This window comes from Rhizobium sp. SG570, from assembly GCF_012275345.1.
GTDB classification, from domain to species: Bacteria; Pseudomonadota; Alphaproteobacteria; order Rhizobiales; family Rhizobiaceae; genus Rhizobium; species Rhizobium lusitanum.
Genome location: NZ_JAAZQI010000011.1, coordinates 26,335 through 46,595, shown reverse-complemented (window position 1 = coordinate 46,595; position 20,261 = coordinate 26,335). Strand labels below are relative to the sequence as shown.

The following is a 20,261-nucleotide window of genomic DNA, read 5'->3' as shown; positions in this document are numbered from 1 at the left end:
CATCCGACCCTTCGGGCCACCTTCTCCCCGTCGGGGAGAAGGGAGAGCGTATCCATCACCGCGTGAAGCTTTGCGCGTTGCCGGCGTCGACGTTGATGATATTGCCTGTCGACTTGGCGGAAAGGTCAGAAGCCAGGAAGTAGATCGCCTCGGCAATGTCCTCGGGGAAGACGTTGAGCTTCAGCATCGAGCGCTTGCGGTAATGTTCCTCGAGTTCGTCCACCTCGATCTTCGAAGAGGCCGCCCGCTGTTCGCGCCATTCGCCGTTCCAGATCTTCGAACCGCGCAGGACGGCATCCGGGTTGACCGTGTTGACGCGAATGCCGGCTTCGGCACCTTCCAGCGCCAGGCAACGTGCGAGATGGATCTCGGCGGCCTTGGCCGTGCAATAGGCCGCCGCATTCGGCGATGAAGCAAGGCCATTCTTCGAGGCGACGAACACGACATTGCCGCCGAGGTTCTGCCGACGGAACAGCCGGAAAGCCTCCCGTGAAACGAGGAAGTAGCCTGTCGCGAGGATGTCGATATTACGGTTCCACATCGAAAGCTCGGTGGTTTCGATCGGCGCCGAGGAGGCGATGCCGGCGTTGGATACCAGAATGTCGATGCCGCCGAATTCGACGCAGGCCTCGGCAAAGGAGGAAATGACAGCGTCTTCCTTGGTGACATCGAGCTTGACGCTGCGCACCGTATCGGCACCGAATTTCTTGGCGAAATCCTCGTGCGTCCCCTCAAGTGCCGCGTGATCGATATCCGCCAGCACCACGCAGGCACCCTCGCCGGCCAGACGCGCCGCCGTGGCGCGACCGATACCGCCGGCACCGCCGGTGACGAAGGCAACCTTGCCGGCAAGGCTCTTCGGCTTCGGCATGCGCTGCAGCTTTGCCTCTTCCAGCAGCCAGTATTCGATATCGAAAGCTTCCTGCTCCGGCAGGCCCTGATATTCGGACACGGTGGAGGCGCCGCGCATGACGTTGATGGCGTTGACATAGAATTCGCCGGCGATACGGGCGGTCGCCTTGTCACGGGCAAAGGACAGCAGGCCGACGCCCGGCACCAGGAAGATCACCGGATTGGGATCACGCATGGCGGGCGAGTTGTCGTGCTTGCAGTCGTTGTAATAGCGGGCGTAATCGGCGCGGTAGTCTTCCAGCGCCTTGTCGAGACCGGCGATAACGGCATCGACATCGGGCTTGGCCGGATCGAAATCGACGATCAGCGGGCGGATCTTGGTGCGCAGGAAATGGTCCGGGCAGCTCGTGCCGAGCGCACCGAGCGGCCGCAAATTCCTGGAGTTGACGAATTCGAGCACGGCAGCCTGATCGTCGAAGTCGCCGAGCTTACGCTCCGCCTTGCCGATCCGGCCGCGAATTTCCGGCATCAGCCGCGCAGCGACCGCACGCCGTTCGGCCTGTGGCAGGCTCTGGACGGCCGCACCGCCGAAGATCGTCTTCCCTTCGGTCTTGGCGGCAAACCATTCGATGGCCTTGTTGATGATCTGAAGCGTCAGCTCGTAGCAGGCTTTGGCGTCATTGTCCCAGGTGAACAGGCCGTGGCTTTCGAGCACGACGCCCTTGGCATTCGGATGCGCCTTGACGAAGGCTTCGAGATCGAGGCCGAGCTGGAAGCCGGGACGGCGCCATGGCAGCCAGCCGATCTCCTCGCCGAAGATCTCCCGTGTCAGTTCGCGCGAATTCTTCGAGGCGGCGATGGCGATGATGGCATCGGGGTGCATATGGTCGACATGGGTGAACGGCACGAAGCCATGCAGCGGCGTATCGATGGAGGCAGCGCGCGCATTGAGATTGAAGGTGCAATGCGGCAGGAAGCCGACCATGCGATCCTCATCGGCAACGCCTTGATAGATGGCCTTCAGACTATCGAGCTTTTGCTGGTAGAGCGTGGCAAACCCATCGAGCTTGATGGTGCCGACATCACCGCCGGAGCCCTTGACCCAGAGAACCCTCACCTTCTCGCCGGTCAGCGGATCGGTTTCCATGACCTTGGCCGACGTGTTGCCGCCGCCGTAGTTGGTGATACGCTTGTCGGCGCCAAGCAGGTTGGACCGGTAAAGCAGTTTGCCCGGCTCATCGAGGCCGGCCGCATATGCATCATCCCAACGGTTCTTCAGAAGCTGAACGTCAGCCGCCATGTCATCCTCCCTTGAAATCAAGTCTTGCAAGCGGAACCGGAACATGCAGGTACCACTCTTTGTGAGCAGGGTATCGCTCACACACAGTCACCTTGTCAATCGAAAACGATCATATTCGATAATGCTGCGATGCAATATGAAAGTTTGTGATCGTTTATGATTGACACTTTGTCATATTTGCGAAATAACCGCCAACAAGGAGGAGCCGATGCACGAACGTGAACGCCATCGCATTATTCTGAGCGCCGTACAGGAAAAGCCTGTGGTGACCATTCAGGATATTTCCGAGCTGACAGAAGCTTCGGAAGCGACGATACGCCGTGATATCGCAGCCCTGCATGTGCAAGGGAAGATTCGCCGCGTCCGTGGTGGCGCAGAATCGATCCACCCTCCGCAGCTCGGCAATCTGGCCGGCCGCCCCTTCCGTGTCTCAGAAGCGGTCAATATCGATAAGAAACGCGCAATTGCGCGCAAGGCCGCTGAATTGTGCAATCCGGGCGACGCCATCATCATCAATGGCGGCACGACCACCTTTCAGCTGGTGCATTACATTTCGGGTTTCCGGCTGCAGGTGATGACCAATTCCTTCGCCATCGCCGAACATCTGGTCAAGCATTCGAAAAATACGGTGACGGTTCCGGGCGGCGCGATCTATCGCGAGCAGAGCCTGATTCTCTCGCCCTTCGACAACGACACGACCCGCAATTTCTACGCACGACGCATGTTCATCGGCGCGCAGGGCGTCGGCCCGCTCGGCATCATGGAGGCCGACGGGCTGCTGATCCAGAGCGAGCAGAAGCTGATGCGCCAGGCCGACGAACTCATCCTCATGGTCGATTCGAGCAAATTCCGTCAGCGCTCCAGCCTGATCCTTTGCCCGCTCGAGCAAGTAACGACGATCATCACCGATGACGGCATTTCGGCAGACACCGTGCGGATGATCGAGGATGCAGGCGTATCGCTGATTATTACAAGCGTTTCGGCTGAGGCCGAGGAGGAAGATTCCCCGTCGGTCGCATAAGGGACGCGGCTGTGGCGGGGTGAGCATAGCCTATCAACTTGGGAGGAAGAAACATGAACATAGCAAAGAAACTGGCGATCGGCGTCGCACTCGCTGCGGCATTGATGGCCGGCACGGCAAGCGCGAAAGACATCAAGATCGGTCTTGTGGTGAAGTCGCTGGGCAACGGCTTCTTCGAGGCCGCCAACAAGGGCGCCCAGGAAGCAGCCAAGGACCTCGGCGGCGTGCAGGTGATCTACACCGGCCCGACCTCGACCACGGCCGAAGGCCAGATCGAAGTGATCAACTCGCTGATCGCGCAGGGTGTCGATGCGATCGCCATTTCCGCCAACGATCCGGACGCTGTCGTCCCTGCCCTGAAGAAGGCAACACAACGCGGCATCAAGGTCATCTCCTGGGATTCCGGCGTCGCGCCGGCCGGCCGCATCCTGCAGCTGAACCCCTCTTCGAACGCGCTGATCGGCAAGATGTGCCTGACGCTCGCGAAGGATCATCTTGACGGCGGCAAGGGCGACTTCGCCATCCTGTCGGCCACGACGACCTCGACCAACCAGAACATCTGGATCGGCGAGATGAAGAAGCAGCTCAAGGACTTCCCGGGCCTTAACCTGGTAACCACTGTTTACGGTGACGACCTTTCGGACAAGAGCTATCGCGAAGCCCAGGGCCTCCTGACCTCGCATCCGGAAGTCAAGGTCATCGTCGCTCCGACCACCGTCGGCGTGCTGGCCGCGTCACAGGCCGTCAAGGATGCCGGCAAGATCGGCAAGGTCTACGTGACCGGTCTCGGCCTGCCGTCGGAAATGGCCGGCGCCATCAAGTCGGGCGCGACGAAGGAATTCGCGATCTGGAACCCGATCGACCTTGGTTATTCGGCAACGCAGATCGCTTACCGCCTCGTCAAGGGTGAGACCGACGGCAAGCCGGGCAGCGAGATCAATGCCGGTCGCATGGGCAAGATCAAGGTTGGCGAAAACGGCGAAGCCGCCATGGCCGATCCGTTCGTCTACAACGCCACGAATATCGATCAGTTCTCCAAGGTTTTCTGATCGAAGATCTTATCCGCAGCTCTCCGGCGGCGTCAGCCGCCGGACCTGGTTTCATTGATCCGGTACATTGCTGATGACCACAGTCCTTCAACGATCCCTAGCGGACACACCAGCCGCGAACAGTCAGGCCATCCTGGAAATGCGCGGCATTTCTCAGATCTTCCCGGGCGTCAAAGCGCTGGATGGCGTCAGCATTTCTCTCTACCCCGGCAAGGTCACCGCCCTGATCGGCGAAAACGGCGCCGGCAAATCGACCCTCGTCAAGATCCTGACGGGGATCTACCGCCCGAACGAAGGCGAGATCCTCATCGACGGCGAGCCAACGACCTTTACCAATGCCCAGGCCGCCATCGATGCCGGCGTTACCGCCATTCATCAGGAAACCGTGCTCTTCGACGAACTGACGGTTGCCGAGAACATCTTTCTCGGACATGCGCCGCGCACGTCCTGGCGCACCATCGACTGGAAGACGATGAACAGCCGCTCCAGGCAACTGCTGGAATCGCTGGAAAGCGCCATCGATCCCTCCACCCGTCTGAAAGATCTTTCCATCGCGCAGCGCCACCTCGTCGCGATCGCGCGCGCACTCTCGATCGATGCCCGCATCGTCATCATGGACGAGCCCACCGCCGCCCTTTCCCGCAAGGAGATCGACGATCTCTTCCGCATCGTCGAGGGGTTGAAGGCCAAGGGTAAGGCCATATTGTTCATCAGCCACAAGTTCGACGAACTCTATGAGATCGCCGACAATTTCGCCGTCTTCCGTGACGGCCGCGCCGTCGGGCACGGCACGCTCAAGGAAACGCCGCAGGACGAGATCGTCCGCATGATGGTCGGCCGAGACGTCAAGGACGCTTTCCCGAAAGTCTCGGTGACGATTGGCGATACGGTGCTGGACGTCGCAAATTATTGCCACCGCACAGAATTTCGCGACATCTCCTTCAAGCTCCGCCGCGGCGAGATCCTTGGCGTCTACGGCCTGATCGGAGCCGGACGCTCCGAACTCTGTCAGTCCCTTTTCGGCATTACCAAACCGCTTTCCGGACGATTGACGCTCAATGGGCAGGAAATCCACGTCCGTTCGCCGCAGGACGCCATTCGCGCCGGTATCGTCTATGTGCCGGAAGAACGCGGACGCCACGGTCTGGCACTGCCGATGCCGATCTATCAGAACATGTCGCTGCCCTCACTCGGACGCACCTCGCGCAAGGGCTTCCTGAAGGCCGCCAACGAATTCGCGCTGGCGCGCAAATATGCCGAACGTCTCGATCTTCGCGCCGCTGCCCTTTCCGTTCCGGTCGGCACGCTCTCCGGCGGCAACCAGCAGAAGGTGGTCATCGGCAAGTGGCTGGCGACGCAGCCGAAGATCATCATTCTCGACGAACCGACAAAAGGCATCGACATCGGCTCGAAAGCGGCCGTGCACGGCTTCATCAGCGAACTGGCGGCAGAAGGCCTCAGCATCATCATGATTTCCTCCGAGCTGCCAGAGATCATCGGCATGGCGGATCGCGTGCTGGTCATGAAAGAGGGCTTGTCGGCCGGCCTGTTCGAGCGCGAAGGGCTGACACCGGAAGCGCTGGTGCGCGCCGCCACGGGCAACGCATAGGGAGGACGGGATGCCACGCATCCTCAAAAGACGCGAAACGCTGCTTGCCATCATCATCGCCGTGATGATCGCGGGCTTTGCGACACGCGCGGCCGGTTTTGCCGAGCCCGCCAATCTCGCCAATATCTTCAATGATACGTCGATCCTCATCATCCTCGCCTTGGCGCAGATGACGGTCATCCTGACGAAATCGATAGATCTGTCGGTTGCCGCCAATCTTGCCTTTACAGGCATGGCGGTGGCGATGCTGAATGCTGCCTATCCCGATCTGCCGCTGATCGTCCTCGTGATCACGGCGATCGTCATGGGCGCGGCTCTCGGCGCCATCAACGGCTATCTCGTCTGGGCGCTGGAGATCCCGCCGATCGTCGTCACGCTCGGCACACTCACCATCTATCGCGGCATGGCCTTCGTGTTGTCGGGTGGCGCCTGGGTCAACGCCCACCAGTTCACGCCGAATTTCCTCAGCGTGCCGCGCACACCGTTGCTCGGCCTGCCCGTGCTCGCCTGGATCGGCATCGCCATCGTGCTGATCATGTATTTCGTGCTGCGCTACACGCGGTTCGGCCGCTCCACCTATGCCAGCGGCGGCAATCCGGTGGCGGCGGTCTATGCCGGCATCGACGTCGGCTGGACGCGTTTCCTCGCCTTTGTACTCTCAGGCTCGCTTGCCGGCCTCAGCGGCTATCTCTGGGTGTCGCGCTATGCGGTCGCCTATGTCGATATCGCCAGCGGCTTCGAACTGGACAGCGTCGCAGCCTGCGTCATCGGCGGCATCTCGATTGCCGGTGGCGTCGGCTCGGTGGCGGGCGCCGTACTCGGCGCACTCTTCCTCGGCGTCATCAAGAACGCCCTTCCGGTCATCGGCATTTCGCCGTTCACGCAGATGGCGATATCAGGCACCGTCATCATCCTCGCCGTCGTCTTCAACGCCCGGCGCGAGCGCAATCGCGGCCGTATCATCCTGCGGGATCAGGCGGCGAAGGACACCGCCAGCCATGGAGCAAGCGCATGAGCACCGTTTCTCAATCAAAGACGGAAAAGCGCGCCATTCCAGACCGGTTGGGAACACCGCTCAAACGCATTCTGGCAAGCTGGGAAACGCTGCTGTTCGGCGTCGCAGTCGCGATCTTCATCTTCAATTCGCTGGCCTCGCCCTACTTCCTCGATCCCTACAATCTCTCGGACGCGACGTTCAATTTCACCGAAAAGGCGATGATCGCCTTTGCCATGGCGCTGTTGGTCATTGCCGGTGAGATCGACCTTTCGGTCGCCGCCATCATCGCGCTTGCCTCGACGGCCATGGGCGCTGCGGCGCAGGTCGGCGTCGATACGGTCGGCCTCGTTGCCATCGGGCTTGGGGTCGGGTTGTTCTGCGGCCTGTTCAACGGCTTCCTCGTCTCCGGGATGAAGCTGCCGTCGATCGTCGTCACCATCGGCACGATGAGCCTCTTCCGCGGCATCTCCTACATCGTTCTCGGCGACCAGGCCTATGGCAACTACCCAGACAGCTTCGCCTATTTCGGCCAGGGCTATGTCGTCTGGGTCTTCTCCTTCGAATTCGTTCTCTTCATCGTGCTGGCGATCGTCTTCGCGATCCTGCTGCATGCGACGAATTTCGGCCGGCAGGTCTATACGATCGGCAACAATGACTTTGCGGCACGCTTCTCCGGCATCCCTGTCGAACGGGTCAAATTCATCCTGTTTCTCCTGACCGGTCTCATGAGCGGCATCGCAGCAGTGTGCCTGACCTCGCGGCTTGGCTCGACCCGCCCGTCGATCGCGCTCGGCTGGGAGCTCGAAGTGGTCACCATGGTCGTGCTTGGCGGGGTCTCGATCCTCGGTGGCTCAGGCACGATCGGCGGGGTCGTCATCGCCGCCTTCGTTATGGGCCTCGTCACCTTCGGCCTCGGCCTGCTCAACGTCCCGGGCATCGTCATGTCGATCTTCATCGGCCTCCTTCTCATCATCACCATCGCACTGCCGATCGTCGCAAGACGCATCAAGACCATGAGTTCCAGATGACCGCAGCTCTCGAACGCCACGCCTTCAAGATGAAGCTCAATCCCGGCATGGAGGCGGAATACAAAAGACGCCATGACGAGATCTGGCCCGAACTCGTGGCGCTGCTGCATGAGGCCGGCGCCAGCGACTATTCCATCCATCTCGATCGTGAGACGAACACGCTCTTCGGCGTGCTGACGCGACCGAAGGATCACGCGATGGCGAGCCTGCCAGACCATCCCATCATGAAGAAATGGTGGGCGCACATGGCCGATATCATGGTGACCAATCCCGACAATTCGCCGGTTCAGAGCGATCTCGTTACGGTCTTCCATCTGCCATGACCGCCGTATCAGCCTATCGCCATATCGCCGTGATCGACATCGGCAAGACCAATGCCAAGGTCGTGGTGCTCGATGCTGAGACCGGGGGCGAAATCGCCGTCGTCAAAACGAGCAACGGCGTGCTGAAGACCGGCCTCTATCCGCATTACGATATCGAGAGACTTTGGGATTTCATCATCATTGCGCTGAAGGGCTTTGCAACAGCGCCGGGCTTCGATGCCATATCGATCACCACGCACGGAGCCTCGGCGGTGCTGCTCGATGTCGATGGCGGCCTTGCCTTGCCGGTTCTCGATTATGAGCACACCTATCCGCAAGCCATACAGGACGCCTATGGGCAATTGCGCCCGGCCTTTACGGAAACCTTCTCGCCAAGCCTCTCCGGCGGCCTGAATGTCGGCGCGCAGATCCACTATCAGAAAAGCGTCTTTCCCGAAGACTTCGCCCACGTCGCGACGATCCTGACCTATCCGCAATATTGGGCGTTTCGCCTGACGGGCGTCGCTGCCAGCGAGGTGACCTCGCTCGGCTGCCACACGGATCTCTGGAACCCGACGACCGGAACCTATTCTTCCCTGGTCGACACGCTTGGCATTCGCACTTTGATGGCGCCGGTTCGCTCGGCTTTCGACGCGCTTGGGCCGGTACTGCCGGCACTTGCGGCTGATATCGGCCTTGCGGCGCCGGCCCCGGTCTATTGCGGCATCCATGATTCCAATGCTTCCCTACTGCCGCATCTGGTCGAGAACGAGGCACCTTTCGCCGTGGTGTCGACGGGAACCTGGGTGATCAACTTCGCCGTCGGCGGCGATCTCGAACATCTCGACCCGGCACGCGATGCGCTTGCCAATGTCGATGCCTATGGCCGCGCCGTGCCCTCGTCCCGCTTCATGGGCGGCCGCGAGTTCGAGATTTTGGCTGCAGACATCGGCGAAGCACCTCCCGAGGCGATCGAAGCCGCTCTTGAGACGGTGATCGGAAATGGCCTCATGCTGCTGCCGAACATTGTCGAGGGATCGGGACCGTTCCCTGACAGGAAGATGCAGTGGATCGGGAATGCCTCAACAAGCAATGCCGAACGTCTTGCAGCCGTCAGCCTCTATCTTGCCCTGATGACGGAAGCCTGCCTCGGCCTGATCGGCGCCAGAGGGCCGATCTTCGTCGAGGGACCTTTTGCCCTTAATCGCGCCTATCTCGTCGCGCTGTCCGCCCTGACGAGGACTGACGTCATCGCTGTGGCGGGCTCGACGGGGACCAGCCAGGGTGCGGCCTTGCTCACCGGCATCCGACCGCCGGCTGCGACGGAAAATCCGCCAGTCCACGCCGACCTGCCGGGTTTGATTCGCTATCGGCAGACCTGGCGCGAGGCTTTGGCCGGGTAGGTTTGGTCAATCCGCGCCGAGTGACGGGTGGTCGGGACAGGGAACAACCCTTGACTGCAAGACTACAACAACCATCCCTCGACGAAAATTTCCGAAAAGTCGCTAAAATTGTCTTCGCGACGGTTATTTTCTTGCGGAATCGTCGCAATATTCCTACAGAAAATACTCTTATGAGCGCTCTCGAGGTCAAAAATGTCCGAAAGCGGTCGTCAGCTTCGATGTCAGTTCTGTTCTCTTTAAGAGCACGCCTTACGGCAGTTTGCGCGTCGAGACAGGCCATTGGGCGGGTTCAAAGGGCGCTGCCGCGCCCATCCAAGGAGAGATAAAATGAGTCTGAAGACATTGACGGCCGCGACCTTCGTCGCTTCGCTGGCCTTTGCGCCTCTCGCGCACGCGGACATCACGATCGGCCTCATCGCGCCACTGACCGGCCCGGTCGCCGCTTACGGCGAACAGGTCAAGAACGGCGCGCAAACCGCTATCGAGGAAATCAACAAGAGCGGCGGCGTTCTCGGCCAGAAGCTGGTCTTGAAGCTCGGCGACGATGCCGGCGACCCGAAGCAAGGCGTATCGGTCGCCAACGGCTTCGTCGGTGACAGCATCCACTTCGTCGTCGGCCCGGTCACATCGGGCGTTGCCATTCCGGTTTCGGATGCGCTTGCCGAAAACGGCATCCTGATGGTGACGCCGACCGCGACCGCTCCGGACCTGACCAATCGCGGCCTGACCAACATCCTGCGCACGTGCGGCCGCGATGACCAGCAGGCAACCGTTGCGGCCGACTACGTCGTGAAGAACTTCAAGGACAAGAAGATCGCCATCCTCAACGACAAGGGCGCCTACGGCAAGGGCCTGGCGGACGCCTTCAAGGCTACCCTCAACAAGGGCGGCGTGACCGAGGTGCTGGACGATTCCCTGACGCCAGGTGAAAAGGACTACAGCGCCCTGACGTCGAAGCTGAAGCAGGCCGGTGCCGAGGTGATCTACTTCGGTGGCTATCATCCGGAAGCGGGTCTGCTGGCTCGCCAGCTGCATGACATCTCCGTCAAGGCGCAGATCATCGGCGGCGACGGACTTTCCAACACCGAATATTGGGCGATCGCCAATGACGCCGCTGCCGGCACGATCTTCACCAATGCGGCCGACGCCCTGAAGAACCCGGCTTCGCAGAGCGCCGTTGCCGCGCTCAAGGCACGCAACATTCCGGCTGAAGCCTTCACGCTCAACGCCTATGCCGCCGTGCAAGTGTTGAAGGCCGGCATCGAGAAGGCCGGCAAGCCAGACGACGCCGAAGCCGCCGGCGCTGCATTGAAGAAGGGCGAGCCTGTCGATACCGCCATCGGCAAGGTCACCTATGGCGAAACCGGCGACCTCACCTCGCAGAGCTTCTCGCTCTACAAATGGGAAGGCGGTAAGATCGTTTCGGCCGAATAAGCCGTCGGATCGACGCTCTCAAAATCTCGCCGGGCCACATGCTGGCCCGGCTTTTTTATGCCTAATTCACACTATGCTGGCTAGAGCGGTTACGCGTTTCACGGAATCGCCTGACCGCTCTAGCTTATTATTTTTGCGCAATTCCGGACGGAAAACCGCTACGCACTTTTCCTGGAATTGCTCTAACAAACAGTGCGGAACCGCTCGATGCAGGTGGCCAGCACTTCCTCACCCGGGCGCTTCCACCAATTGTCTTGTGAGAAGATTTCGACCTCCTGCAGGCCGAAATAGCCGGCTTTCTCGATCTCGGCGCGAATGCCCTTCAGATCGATGACACCATCGCCCATCATGCCGCGATCCAGCAACAGATCCGTGGTCGGGACCAGCCAGTCGCAGATATGGTGCGCCAGGATCCTGCCGCCGGCACCGGCGCGCGCGATCTGCTCGTAAAGCTTCGGATCCCACCAGACATGATAGACATCGATGGCGACACCGATGCCCTCACCCAGCAGGTCGCAGATATCGAGCGCCTGCTCCAGCGTGTTCACGCAGGCGCGGTCGGCGGCATACATCGGATGCAGCGGCTCGATCGCTAAGGGAATGCCGACGCTGCGGGCATGCGGCAGGATCGCCGCGATACCGTCGGCCACCATCTCGCGGGCGTGGCTGATATCCCTCGAACCCTCAGGCAAACCGCCGACGACGAGGACAAGACAATCGGCATTGAGCGCGGCGGCCTCATCGATTGCGCGCTTGTTGTCGTCGATCGCCACAGCCCGCCCATTGGCGTCCGCAGCGGGAAACATGCCGCCGCGGCAAAGGCCTGTCACCTTGAGCTTGTTGTCTGCCACAATCCTTGCGGCCTCCGCGAGGCCGATCTTGTGCACTTGATCGCGCCAGGGGGCGATCGCGACGATACCCTGCTTCAGGCAGGCCTCGACCGCCTGGCGCATGTCGTATTGCTGGCGCACCGTCGCCAGATTGATGGACAGACCCTCTACGGCCATTGCGATGATCCTCTTGTCCGTTAGTCGATGCCGACGGTGGCGAGGATCGTCTTCATCCGGCGCACCGCCAGATCCGGATCCTTCAAAACACGTGCCGCCTCCGCCAGCCGGAACAGTTCCGAAAGATGCAGGATGGAACGCGTGCTCTGCTGGCCGCCGAGCATCTGGAAGTGATCCTGGAAGCCGTTGAGATAGGCGAGGAAGACGACGCCGGTCTTGTAGAAGCGTGTCGGCGCCTTGAAGATATGCCGCGACAGCGGAACGGTCGGTGCCAGTATCCGATGAAAGGCATCGAGATCGTTCTGGGCGAGTTTCGCCAAGGCCACGCTCGCCGCCGGCGCGATGGCATCGAAGATGCCGAGGAGGGCATGCGAATAGCCTTGGCTGTCGCCGGCGATCAGTTCGGCATAGTTGAAATCGTCGCCCGTATACATCTTCACCGACGGGTCGAGCCGGCGGCGCATGACGATTTCCTTCTCGGCCGACAGCAGCGAGATCTTCACGCCATCGACCTTGGCGGCGTTCTGATTGATGATTGCGACCGCTGTCTCCATCGCCTGCAGATCGTCGGGCGATCCCCAATAGCCTGACAGCGCCGGATCGAACATCGAACCGAGCCAATGGATGATCACAGGCTCCTTTACCTGCCCGAGGATACGGTCGTAGACCCGGATATAATCGTCCGGACTTTTGGCCGCCGCGGCAAGCGCGCGGCTCGCCATCAGAATGATGCGGCCGCCCTGCCCTTCCACATAGGCAATCTGCTCCTCATAGGCGCGAATGACATCGTCGATCGTCACATCCGGGCCGGGCGGCACGTGATCGGTGCCGGCGCCATAGGCAATCAGCGCATCCGGCCGATTGCGGGCGGCCGATTGCGCATGCGCAATCAGCTCCTTGGCGCCGGTCCAATCGAGACCCATGCCCCGCTGTGCCGTATCCATGGCCTCCGCCACGCCGAAACCGAGATCCCAGAGGTATTCCCGGAAGGCGATGGTGCGTTCCCAGTCGATGTTGCGATCGAGCCAGGGATCGTTGTCTGCCAAGGGGTCGACGACGACGTGGGCGGCAGCGTAGGCGACGCGGTTGAAATGATGACCGCCGGCCGGCTCTACCGGAGCGCTCAACGGTGCGTTGGTGAGCGTGAAGTCGGCAAGGCCGCCGCCGACCGTCGGCAAACGAAGGCTTCTCGTCATGAGGCCGATCTCCTATAGCGCTGTCAGTGCGGGCACATCGACCCAGCGACGCTCGGTCCAACTCTTCTGCGCCAGCTCCGCCAGCTGCACGCCCTTGGCGCCTTCGCGAAGCGTGAACTTCCACGGCGCGTCCTCGGCGACATGGCGCAGGAAACCTTCCCATTGCACCTTGAAGCCATTGTCGAAGACCTGGGTGTCCGGCACCTCGTCCCAGGTGTCGAAGAAATTGATCGTTTGCGGCTGGTCCGGATTCCAGACCGGCTTGGGCGTGTTGACGCGATGCTGCGTCCAGCACCGCATCAGGCCGCAGACGGCGGAACCATGGGTGCCGTCGACCTGGAAGGTAACGAGATCATCACGCCGCACACGCACCGCCCAGGAGGAATTGATATGGGCGACAATGCCGCCTTCAAGTTCGAACGTGGCATAGGCCGCATCATCTGCATCCGCGACATAGGTCTTGCCGCTCTCATCGACGCGGCTCGGAATATGTGTGGCGCCGAGGCAGCTGACGGCCTTGACCTCACCGAACAGGTTGTCGAGCACGTAGCGCCAATGGGGCAGCATATCGAGGATCATGCCGCCGCCGTCGGCCTTGCGATAGTTCCACGACGGGCGCTGCGCCTGCACGCCCCAATCCCCTTCGAAGACCCAATAGCCGAACTCGCCGCGCACGGAGAGGATCTTGCCGAAGAAGCCGCTGTCGCGCAGCATGGCGATCTTGCGCAGGCCCGGCAGGAACAGCTTGTCCTGCACCACGCCGTTCTTGACCCCGCGCCGCTCCGCCGAAGCGGCGACCGAAAGCGCCTCGGCAAGCGTCTCGGAGATCGGCTTTTCGCAATAGACGTGCTTGCCGGCGGCAATTGCCCGCTCCAGCAGGTCGACGCGCATCTGCGTCGAGCCGGCATCGAAAAAGATCGTATTGTCGGGATCGGCCAAGGCGCTGTCGAGATCGGTCGTCGTTTTGGAAAGCCCATGCTTGCGGGCGATCGCCTCGATCTTCTCGGCATTGCGGCCGACGAGGATCGGCTCGGGCATCAGCTTATCGCCGTTGGCCAGCAAGACGCCGCCCTGTTCGCGGATTGCCAGAATGGAGCGCACCAGATGCTGATTATAGCCCATGCGTCCGGTGATGCCGTGCATGATGATACCGATCGGCTTCGTCACCATAAGTCATTCCTCCCGTAAATAACTATATAGTTACATAACTGACATGGCGAAGCGAGGCTGTCAACGGTCATCGTCGATGGCCGCGGCGGCAATCACCCGCAATTGCTGAACTTGTCGCGAGAGGGCGCCTAGGGGCGCAGATAGGCGAAGATGACGTCGACGATGTGCTCGCCCCAGGCGTCGATTTCCGCCTTGTCGGAAAGATTGCGCCGGAAGATCGTCGATAGCGTCCAGCGGTTCGTGAGGAAGAACGAGCCGAGCGCTGCGATGCTCATATAGATCTTGACGGGATCGCAGCCGGGGCGGAAATCGCCGGCTGCCGCACCCCGGTCGAGCAGGTCGGAAATCTCTGAAACCAGGGGCGAATGCAGCTCGAAAATACGCGCCGAACGCTTCAGGAAGCGGGCCTTGTGCATGTTTTCCGTGCTGAGAATACCAAGGAATTCAGGGTGATCCAAGAAATATTGCCATGTGAAAACAACAAGCTCCCGCATGCCTTCCACAGGCGAGCGATGCGAAAGGTCAAGCCTTGCCTCGGCCGAGCGGATGGCGATGTAGCTGCCTTCGAGAACGGCGACGTAAAGAGCGTCCTTGCCGCCGAAATAGTGGTAGAGCATCCGCTTGTTGATCTTGGCGCGCTCGGCGATCGCATCGACACGCGCGCCGCCATAGCCGCGCTCGGCGAATTCCTTGGTCGCGGCGGCCAGGATCGCCTTGCTCGTGCGTTCCGCATCCCTGAGACGGGGCCGTTCCGGCGTTGCGCGCGATGACGCCTGATCGATATTCGCAAGGTCTGCGTTCTTTGCGCGGCGCTTCACGGTTCTGGCTTCCGACATCATGGCTCCCGGCGGCATCGTTCAAGGCTTGTGCGGCCATTCCTGACGCCGATAAGTAACCGATCATCTCATAAGTTGACAGTCCCTCGCGAATCGCTGGTCATAGTAACCAGATGGTTATATCGATTTAAATGTGGATATGTGTCAGGCAAGACCCTCCCTGTGGCATGAATTTCCCTGACAAATGAATGGGCTGACCTTGCTTTCGACACCGGTCCGGCCCAAGAGAGCGGATAGGAATTGGCACCGGACGGCTTATGGCTGAGAAGCAGATCGCAATCATCGGCGGCGGCCCCGCAGGGCTCATGGCGGCAGAAGCCCTGTCTCTGTCGGGCCATCGCGTCACCGTCTATGACAGCATGCCGACCGTCGCGCGCAAATTCCTGCTGGCCGGCAAATCCGGCCTCAACATCACGCATTCGGAAGCCTATGGCCTTTTCGCCGACCGCTTTGGCGCGGCCTCGCCCCGGCTGCGCGCGGCACTCGATGGCTTCAAGCCCGACGATATCAGAGCCTGGGCGGCGGGGCTGGGAACGGAGACCTTCATCGGCTCTTCCGGCCGCGTCTTCCCGAAGACCATGAAGGCGTCGCCATTGCTGCGCGCCTGGCTCGCCCGCCTGGAGGCGCAAGGTGCGCGTATCATGACACGGCACCGTTGGTCTGGCTTCGCAGACGGCGGTCTGGCATTCGAGACACCGCAGGGGCGCAGCATCGTCCATTATGATGCCGTTCTGCTCGCGCTCGGCGGTGCCAGCTATCCTCGGCTGGGTTCGGATGCGGCCTGGACCGGTTGGCTTCGAGGCAAGGCCATCGACATTGCCGATTTCCAGCCCGCCAATTGCGGTTTCGACGTCGCCTGGAGTGGGCCATTCAAGGAACGTTTTGCCGGCATGCCGCTCAAAGCCGTGACGGCAACATCCGAGGCGGGGACCTTCCCAGGCGAATTCGTCGTCTCGCAGGCGGGTATAGAAGGCAGTCTCGTCTATGCCCATGCCGCCACCTTGCGCGATCGCCTAACAAGCGAAGGCAAAGCCGCGCTCATCATCGATCTGGCGCCCGGCCGAACAGCGGCACGGCTGTCGCGCGATCTGGCTCGACAGGATCCGAAAGCCAGCCTTTCCAATCGCCTGCGCAAGGGCGCGGGGATCGAAGGCGTCAAGGTCGGCCTTCTGCGGGAGCTTGCCGATCCGGCGACCCTTTCGCATCCGGAAAGTCTGGCGCGCCTGATCAAGGCCTTGCCGATTCCGCTTTTGAGACCAAGACCCATTGCCGAGTCCATCTCGTCTGCGGGTGGCATCCGTTGGGGCGAACTCGATGACGGCTATATGCTGAAGAAGCTCCCTGGTATCTTTGTCGCCGGGGAAATGATCGATTGGGAAGCGCCGACAGGCGGCTATCTCCTGTCGGCTTGCTTTGCCACCGGCCGCGCGGCGGCCAAGGGCATCGACGCCTGGCTCAAGCGTTGAGCGATAAGGTCTGAGCTTCTCAGCCGATACGCCCGTTCGCCATCAGCCATGCCACCGATTCCTGAACAGCTTCGAGCGATGTATATCGCGGCTCGTAGCCGAGAAGTCGCTGTGCCTTGGCGATCGAGCAGTTCGGACTGCGGGCGATATGCTCCCATGTCGCCTGCGCATCTTCCGGAGTCCGATCTCTCGCCCATGTCTCATAGGGCAGGAATTCAAGCTTCGGTTCGTGACCAAACCAGCGCGACATCGCCTCAGCATAGCCTCGAAGCGTCACCGCACCGCCCGAGACGGCATGGAAGCTCTCCCCGGTCGAAGCCCGCCAATTGGCGATCGCCCCCATGAACATCTGCGCGACATCATCGGCATGGACATGGTGAACAGTCTCCAGGCCGAAATTCGGCAAGACGAGCGTTTCGCCCCGCGCCAGCGTCGAAAATGCCGACAGATTGAAATGGCCGGCCGGATTAAGGGGAGCCCAGCCAGGGCCGACAATATGGCCCGGATGGATCAGCGTCGCGGGAAAGCCCTTGCGGCGCGCCTCACCCAGCAGATGCGCCTCGATGGCTGCCTTCTGGATTCCATAGTCCCCGAAGGGCCGCTTTGGTGTCTCCTCCGGCGTCGGAACGACCATCGAGAAGCCGTGCGTCCAGATCGTGCCCGTATGCAGGAAATGGCTCATATGACCGGTCAGCGCATCCGTCAGGTGCCTGGCGCTGTCGAGCGTGAAGCAGATCATGTCGATGACGATATCCGCCTTCAAAGCGCGGATCGCCGGACCAAAACTGCCGTCCTTTTCCATGGCGGAGCGGTCCATCGTCAACATTTCGACGTCGTCCCAGGCCCGGTTCGGCGAATAGGGCTTTGCCTGACCACGGCTGATCGCCACCACGTCGTACCCTGCCTCGACCAGCCGCGGCACGAGATAGGTGCCGACATGGCCGGTTGCGCCGATTACCACTGCACGCGTCATGATGTCCTCCCAAAGTCAAAAGCCGGATCCTATCGAAATTCAAAAAATGATCCGCCCTTGAGAATAGGAGCGCACACCGATTTGTCACCCTCCGAGAGGAAAGGAAACGGGGATTTTCTTACGGCCGCGCCGATGCGCAGCTTTGGCCCTTCCCGTTCATCGTCGCAGCCCTCCGAACGGATAAGATCAGGACTGCGCTGAACGGTTCGTCCATAAGAATGATTTCCGGATTTGCGGCAATCGCGCGAGCCAGGCCGACACGATTACAGCTAACCTGGGAATTCTTCCTCAATATTATAATACTTGAACGTGAAGACCCGCAGAAACAGCCGTATTCTCGCGACTAATTTCCGAGCGACATAAAAGTAGAAGAGACCACCGCTGCCAGCGTCACGCTCGCCGGCGAGGCAGAGCGGTTGCGCGAATTGGTGACGCATTTCGAATTGAGCGAAGTGCCGTCTGGCCCCCAATCCCGCCGCGCTGCTGCGTAAGCAACGCCGCCTGCTATCGACTGTAAGTAGGCGATTCTCGTTCGAACGCTTCGCAATCCTGGGGTTCATGGCGTCCAACTCGAACTTCGCGCCTTTGACCTGCCCAATCGGGCGCTCCCGATTTAATGTCTAATCCATTGATATTATATTGTTATTTACAATATCCGGACACTGTGACGCTATCCGTTCTCATCCTCAGAACGGATATAGACCTGCAGCGTATAGCCGATATGCTCCGTCATCAGCGCCTTGGCGCGCTCGAGATCGCGGTCGAGGGCCGCTTCCATCAGCGCCGTGTGATGCTCGATCGCCATCGCATCCTGCAGGGCTGCGGCTGCCTTCTCATAGCCGATCGTCAGGCCGGCGGCGGCGCGCTGGGTCGGCGCCAGACCAAGGAAACGGTGGTGGCGGCGAAGCTGGTCGGTGATGGTGGCCTGGAAGCGCAAGAGCCAGTTCGATGTCGCCGCGCTGACAAGCGCAGCATGAAAGGCCGTATGCTTCTCGTCCCATTCGTCAGCCATCTCGTCCGAAGCGGCGTCGGGCACGATCTTGCAGCGCGACAGGCGATAATGCGCGGTGACGACGGCCGATTCCCAATCCGGACCGCCCTTTTCGATTGATTCCAACAGCAGCGGCAGTTCGACGACCATGCGCGCCCGCATCAGGTCCTCCAGTTCCGCGCGCGATACGGGGGCGACCGCAAAGCCGCGATTGCTGACGGCCGTTACCAGCTTTTCGGCCTCCAGCCGCGACAGCGCCTCGCGAAGCGGAGTCCAACCGACGCCATAGGCATCGCGCAGGGCGGCAAGCCGCAGGGATGCGCCAGGCCTCAGCCTGGTGTTGAGAATGTCGCGCCGCAACAGCCAATAGGCCGCCTCCGTCTTGCTCAACGCGTCCTTGTCCTGCATGACGCCCATCCCAATCCTCACATTCCCCAGATTATATATAAAATCGCCATATCGAGAAATTATATATTAAAGCCGCCCGTGGTGCATATCATATATCGCAAATTGACAGGCTTGCAGCAGTCGCTATGATCCCGCCCAAGAAAGCCGAAAAACACGGCTCCTTGACACATGCGGGAGGGAAATATGCTGAAATCTACGTCCAAATGGCTGTCCAGCCTCGTGGTTGCCGGTGCCTTCATGGCAGGCGTCGCCTCGGCGTCGGCAGAACCCATCAAGATCGCAATCGCCAACTTCGGCGAGCATCCGCAGCTCAATGCCTCGATCGCCGGCTTCAAAAAGGCGCTCGCCGACAGTGGCTTCATCGAAGGCAAGGATGTCGTCTATTCCGAAAGCAACACGAGCTTCGACGCCTCGCTTGTGCCGCAGATGATCGCCAAGCTGCAGTCCGAACATCCGAAGCTGATGTACACGGTCACGACGCCGGTTTCGCAGATCGCCAAGAAGGCGCTCGCAGGCTCCGGCATTCCGATCGTCTTTTCGGCCGTGACCGATCCGGTCGCCGCCAAGCTCGTCCCCTCCTGGGATGCCGGCGGCGAAGGCATCACCGGCGCCAGCGACCTGCAGGACATCGCCGCCATCATGACCTTCACCAGGAAACTGCTTCCGAATGCCAAGCGCTTCGGCGTCCCCTACAATCCGGGCGAGGCCAATGACGTTGCCCTTCTCGAAAAGGTCAAGCAGGCCGCACCGGCAGCCGGCTTCGAAGTGGTTCCCGTCGGCGTCGACAACGTCAACGACATCCAGCAGCGCATCGCATCGCTCGCCGGCAAGGCAGACGTGATCTACACGCCCGCCTCCAATCTCCTGCAGCCGGCAATCACCGCCGTTTCTTCCGCTGCCCGTCAGGCCCAGATCCCGATCGTCAATTCCGACGACGCCGCGGTTCGCAATGGCATCGTGCCCGCGAGCTTCGCCGTCAACTACGAGCAGGTCGGCGAAAATGCCGGCAAGATCGCGGCCCAGATCCTCAAGGGTGCCGATCCGAAGACGATCAAGCCTTCGCTTCCGGCCTATGCCGACCATGCGCCGCTGATCAACAAGACGGTGCTGAAGGCATTCGGCGCCGAAGTGCCGGCATCGCTTGCCGATTGCAATTGCTTCACGAAGTGATCGGCGTCATCGTCTAACGATCATTCGATCCATGGCGGCGTCACGAACG

The 20,261-nt window shown here is 60.9% G+C and carries 17 protein-coding genes and 1 pseudogene; 10 read left to right on the top strand and 8 right to left on the bottom strand.

Annotation, left to right across the window (positions count from 1 at the left end):
- Nucleotides 1-55 precede the first annotated feature (55 nt).
- Nucleotides 56-2,152, bottom strand: a complete 2,097-nt coding sequence (locus tag FHT28_RS21525) for a bifunctional rhamnulose-1-phosphate aldolase/short-chain dehydrogenase (RefSeq protein WP_168597306.1) — start codon at nt 2,150-2,152, stop codon at nt 56-58.
- Nucleotides 2,153-2,360: 208 nt separating this feature from the next.
- Between FHT28_RS21525 and FHT28_RS21520 the strand changes: the two genes are divergently transcribed.
- From FHT28_RS21520 to FHT28_RS21485, 8 genes are all read left to right on the top strand, one after another.
- Nucleotides 2,361-3,173 carry a DeoR/GlpR family DNA-binding transcription regulator gene (locus FHT28_RS21520; protein WP_037192461.1) on the top strand — a complete coding sequence of 271 codons (813 nt, stop codon included), beginning with the start codon at nt 2,361-2,363 and terminating at the stop codon, nt 3,171-3,173.
- A 53-nt stretch (nt 3,174-3,226) separates the two neighbouring features.
- Nucleotides 3,227-4,222 carry a rhamnose ABC transporter substrate-binding protein gene (gene rhaS / locus FHT28_RS21515; RefSeq protein WP_037192463.1) on the top strand — a complete coding sequence of 332 codons (996 nt, stop codon included), beginning with the start codon at nt 3,227-3,229 and terminating at the stop codon, nt 4,220-4,222.
- A 73-nt stretch (nt 4,223-4,295) separates the two neighbouring features.
- Nucleotides 4,296-5,831: a sugar ABC transporter ATP-binding protein gene (locus tag FHT28_RS21510; RefSeq protein WP_047554647.1), complete on the top strand. Its 1,536-nt coding sequence runs from the start codon at nt 4,296-4,298 to the stop codon at nt 5,829-5,831.
- A gap of 10 nt (nt 5,832-5,841) precedes the next feature.
- Nucleotides 5,842-6,846 carry an ABC transporter permease gene (locus tag FHT28_RS21505; protein WP_047554646.1) on the top strand — a complete coding sequence of 335 codons (1,005 nt, stop codon included), beginning with the start codon at nt 5,842-5,844 and terminating at the stop codon, nt 6,844-6,846.
- Nucleotides 6,843-7,856, top strand: coding sequence for an ABC transporter permease (locus tag FHT28_RS21500; RefSeq protein ID WP_168597305.1), 1,014 nt, complete (start codon nt 6,843-6,845; stop codon nt 7,854-7,856). Before FHT28_RS21505 ends, FHT28_RS21500 begins: the two co-directional genes overlap by 4 nt.
- A complete protein-coding gene (gene rhaM, locus FHT28_RS21495) occupies nt 7,853-8,179 on the top strand; it encodes an L-rhamnose mutarotase (protein ID WP_168597304.1) in 327 nt (108 codons plus the stop codon). Before FHT28_RS21500 ends, rhaM begins: the two co-directional genes overlap by 4 nt.
- Entirely contained in the window at nt 8,176-9,561 is a 1,386-nt protein-coding gene (locus tag FHT28_RS21490; RefSeq protein WP_168597303.1) for an FGGY-family carbohydrate kinase, read from the top strand. The genes rhaM and FHT28_RS21490 overlap by 4 nt, the downstream gene beginning before the upstream one ends.
- 327 nt (nt 9,562-9,888) lie before the next feature.
- Entirely contained in the window at nt 9,889-10,995 is a 1,107-nt protein-coding gene (locus FHT28_RS21485; RefSeq protein WP_047554640.1) for a branched-chain amino acid ABC transporter substrate-binding protein, read from the top strand.
- A 182-nt stretch (nt 10,996-11,177) separates the two neighbouring features.
- Here FHT28_RS21485 and FHT28_RS21480 read toward each other — a convergent pair whose 3' ends face one another.
- From FHT28_RS21480 to FHT28_RS21465, 4 genes are all read right to left on the bottom strand, one after another.
- On the bottom strand, nt 11,178-12,002 hold the full coding sequence (locus FHT28_RS21480; RefSeq protein WP_168597302.1) for a sugar phosphate isomerase/epimerase: 825 nt from the start codon (nt 12,000-12,002) through the stop codon (nt 11,178-11,180).
- Nucleotides 12,003-12,022: 20 nt separating this feature from the next.
- Nucleotides 12,023-13,198: a dihydrodipicolinate synthase family protein gene (locus FHT28_RS21475; RefSeq protein WP_168597301.1), complete on the bottom strand. Its 1,176-nt coding sequence runs from the start codon at nt 13,196-13,198 to the stop codon at nt 12,023-12,025.
- Nucleotides 13,199-13,210: 12 nt separating this feature from the next.
- Nucleotides 13,211-14,368, bottom strand: a complete 1,158-nt coding sequence (locus tag FHT28_RS21470) for a Gfo/Idh/MocA family oxidoreductase (protein ID WP_047638436.1) — start codon at nt 14,366-14,368, stop codon at nt 13,211-13,213.
- 128 nt (nt 14,369-14,496) lie between these two features.
- On the bottom strand, nt 14,497-15,204 hold the full coding sequence (locus FHT28_RS21465; protein ID WP_081938700.1) for a TetR/AcrR family transcriptional regulator: 708 nt from the start codon (nt 15,202-15,204) through the stop codon (nt 14,497-14,499).
- 257 nt (nt 15,205-15,461) lie between these two features.
- On the opposite strand from FHT28_RS21465, the gene FHT28_RS21460 reads away from it, so the two are divergent.
- Nucleotides 15,462-16,670: a TIGR03862 family flavoprotein gene (locus FHT28_RS21460; protein WP_047554633.1), complete on the top strand. Its 1,209-nt coding sequence runs from the start codon at nt 15,462-15,464 to the stop codon at nt 16,668-16,670.
- Nucleotides 16,671-16,689: 19 nt separating this feature from the next.
- Here FHT28_RS21460 and FHT28_RS21455 read toward each other — a convergent pair whose 3' ends face one another.
- The 3 genes and pseudogenes from FHT28_RS21455 to FHT28_RS21445 all read right to left on the bottom strand — a co-directional run bounded on the left by FHT28_RS21455 (nt 16,690) and on the right by FHT28_RS21445 (nt 19,042).
- The gene (locus FHT28_RS21455; RefSeq protein ID WP_168597300.1) at nt 16,690-17,643 is read right to left on the bottom strand and encodes an NAD(P)-dependent oxidoreductase; all 954 of its coding nucleotides are present in this window, start codon (nt 17,641-17,643) and stop codon (nt 16,690-16,692) included.
- A gap of 149 nt (nt 17,644-17,792) precedes the next feature.
- A pseudogene (locus FHT28_RS36320) lies at nt 17,793-17,905 on the bottom strand (glycine/betaine ABC transporter); the annotation flags it as partial.
- Nucleotides 17,906-18,313: 408 nt separating this feature from the next.
- Entirely contained in the window at nt 18,314-19,042 is a 729-nt protein-coding gene (locus tag FHT28_RS21445; protein ID WP_047554986.1) for a GntR family transcriptional regulator, read from the bottom strand.
- Nucleotides 19,043-19,225: 183 nt separating this feature from the next.
- On the opposite strand from FHT28_RS21445, the gene FHT28_RS21440 reads away from it, so the two are divergent.
- Nucleotides 19,226-20,212 (top strand): ABC transporter substrate-binding protein, encoded by a 987-nt coding sequence (locus FHT28_RS21440; RefSeq protein WP_168597299.1) that lies wholly within the window; start codon nt 19,226-19,228, stop codon nt 20,210-20,212.
- The last annotated feature ends 49 nt before the right edge of the window (nt 20,213-20,261 follow it).

What these genes read in the sequence shown, in the direction of transcription:
- FHT28_RS21525 (WP_168597306.1), bottom strand. Translation starts at nt 2,152, where the DNA reads ATGGCGGCTGACGTTCAGCTTCTGAAGAACCGTTGGGATGATGCATAT.
- FHT28_RS21520 (WP_037192461.1), top strand. Translation starts at nt 2,361, where the DNA reads ATGCACGAACGTGAACGCCATCGCATTATTCTGAGCGCCGTACAGGAA.
- rhaS (WP_037192463.1), top strand. Translation starts at nt 3,227, where the DNA reads ATGAACATAGCAAAGAAACTGGCGATCGGCGTCGCACTCGCTGCGGCA.
- FHT28_RS21510 (WP_047554647.1), top strand. Translation starts at nt 4,296, where the DNA reads ATGACCACAGTCCTTCAACGATCCCTAGCGGACACACCAGCCGCGAAC.
- FHT28_RS21505 (WP_047554646.1), top strand. Translation starts at nt 5,842, where the DNA reads ATGCCACGCATCCTCAAAAGACGCGAAACGCTGCTTGCCATCATCATC.
- FHT28_RS21500 (WP_168597305.1), top strand. Translation starts at nt 6,843, where the DNA reads ATGAGCACCGTTTCTCAATCAAAGACGGAAAAGCGCGCCATTCCAGAC.
- rhaM (WP_168597304.1), top strand. Translation starts at nt 7,853, where the DNA reads ATGACCGCAGCTCTCGAACGCCACGCCTTCAAGATGAAGCTCAATCCC.
- FHT28_RS21490 (WP_168597303.1), top strand. Translation starts at nt 8,176, where the DNA reads ATGACCGCCGTATCAGCCTATCGCCATATCGCCGTGATCGACATCGGC.
- FHT28_RS21485 (WP_047554640.1), top strand. Translation starts at nt 9,889, where the DNA reads ATGAGTCTGAAGACATTGACGGCCGCGACCTTCGTCGCTTCGCTGGCC.
- FHT28_RS21480 (WP_168597302.1), bottom strand. Translation starts at nt 12,002, where the DNA reads ATGGCCGTAGAGGGTCTGTCCATCAATCTGGCGACGGTGCGCCAGCAA.
- FHT28_RS21475 (WP_168597301.1), bottom strand. Translation starts at nt 13,198, where the DNA reads ATGACGAGAAGCCTTCGTTTGCCGACGGTCGGCGGCGGCCTTGCCGAC.
- FHT28_RS21470 (WP_047638436.1), bottom strand. Translation starts at nt 14,368, where the DNA reads ATGGTGACGAAGCCGATCGGTATCATCATGCACGGCATCACCGGACGC.
- FHT28_RS21465 (WP_081938700.1), bottom strand. Translation starts at nt 15,204, where the DNA reads ATGTCGGAAGCCAGAACCGTGAAGCGCCGCGCAAAGAACGCAGACCTT.
- FHT28_RS21460 (WP_047554633.1), top strand. Translation starts at nt 15,462, where the DNA reads ATGGCTGAGAAGCAGATCGCAATCATCGGCGGCGGCCCCGCAGGGCTC.
- FHT28_RS21455 (WP_168597300.1), bottom strand. Translation starts at nt 17,643, where the DNA reads ATGACGCGTGCAGTGGTAATCGGCGCAACCGGCCATGTCGGCACCTAT.
- FHT28_RS21445 (WP_047554986.1), bottom strand. Translation starts at nt 19,042, where the DNA reads ATGCAGGACAAGGACGCGTTGAGCAAGACGGAGGCGGCCTATTGGCTG.
- FHT28_RS21440 (WP_168597299.1), top strand. Translation starts at nt 19,226, where the DNA reads ATGCTGAAATCTACGTCCAAATGGCTGTCCAGCCTCGTGGTTGCCGGT.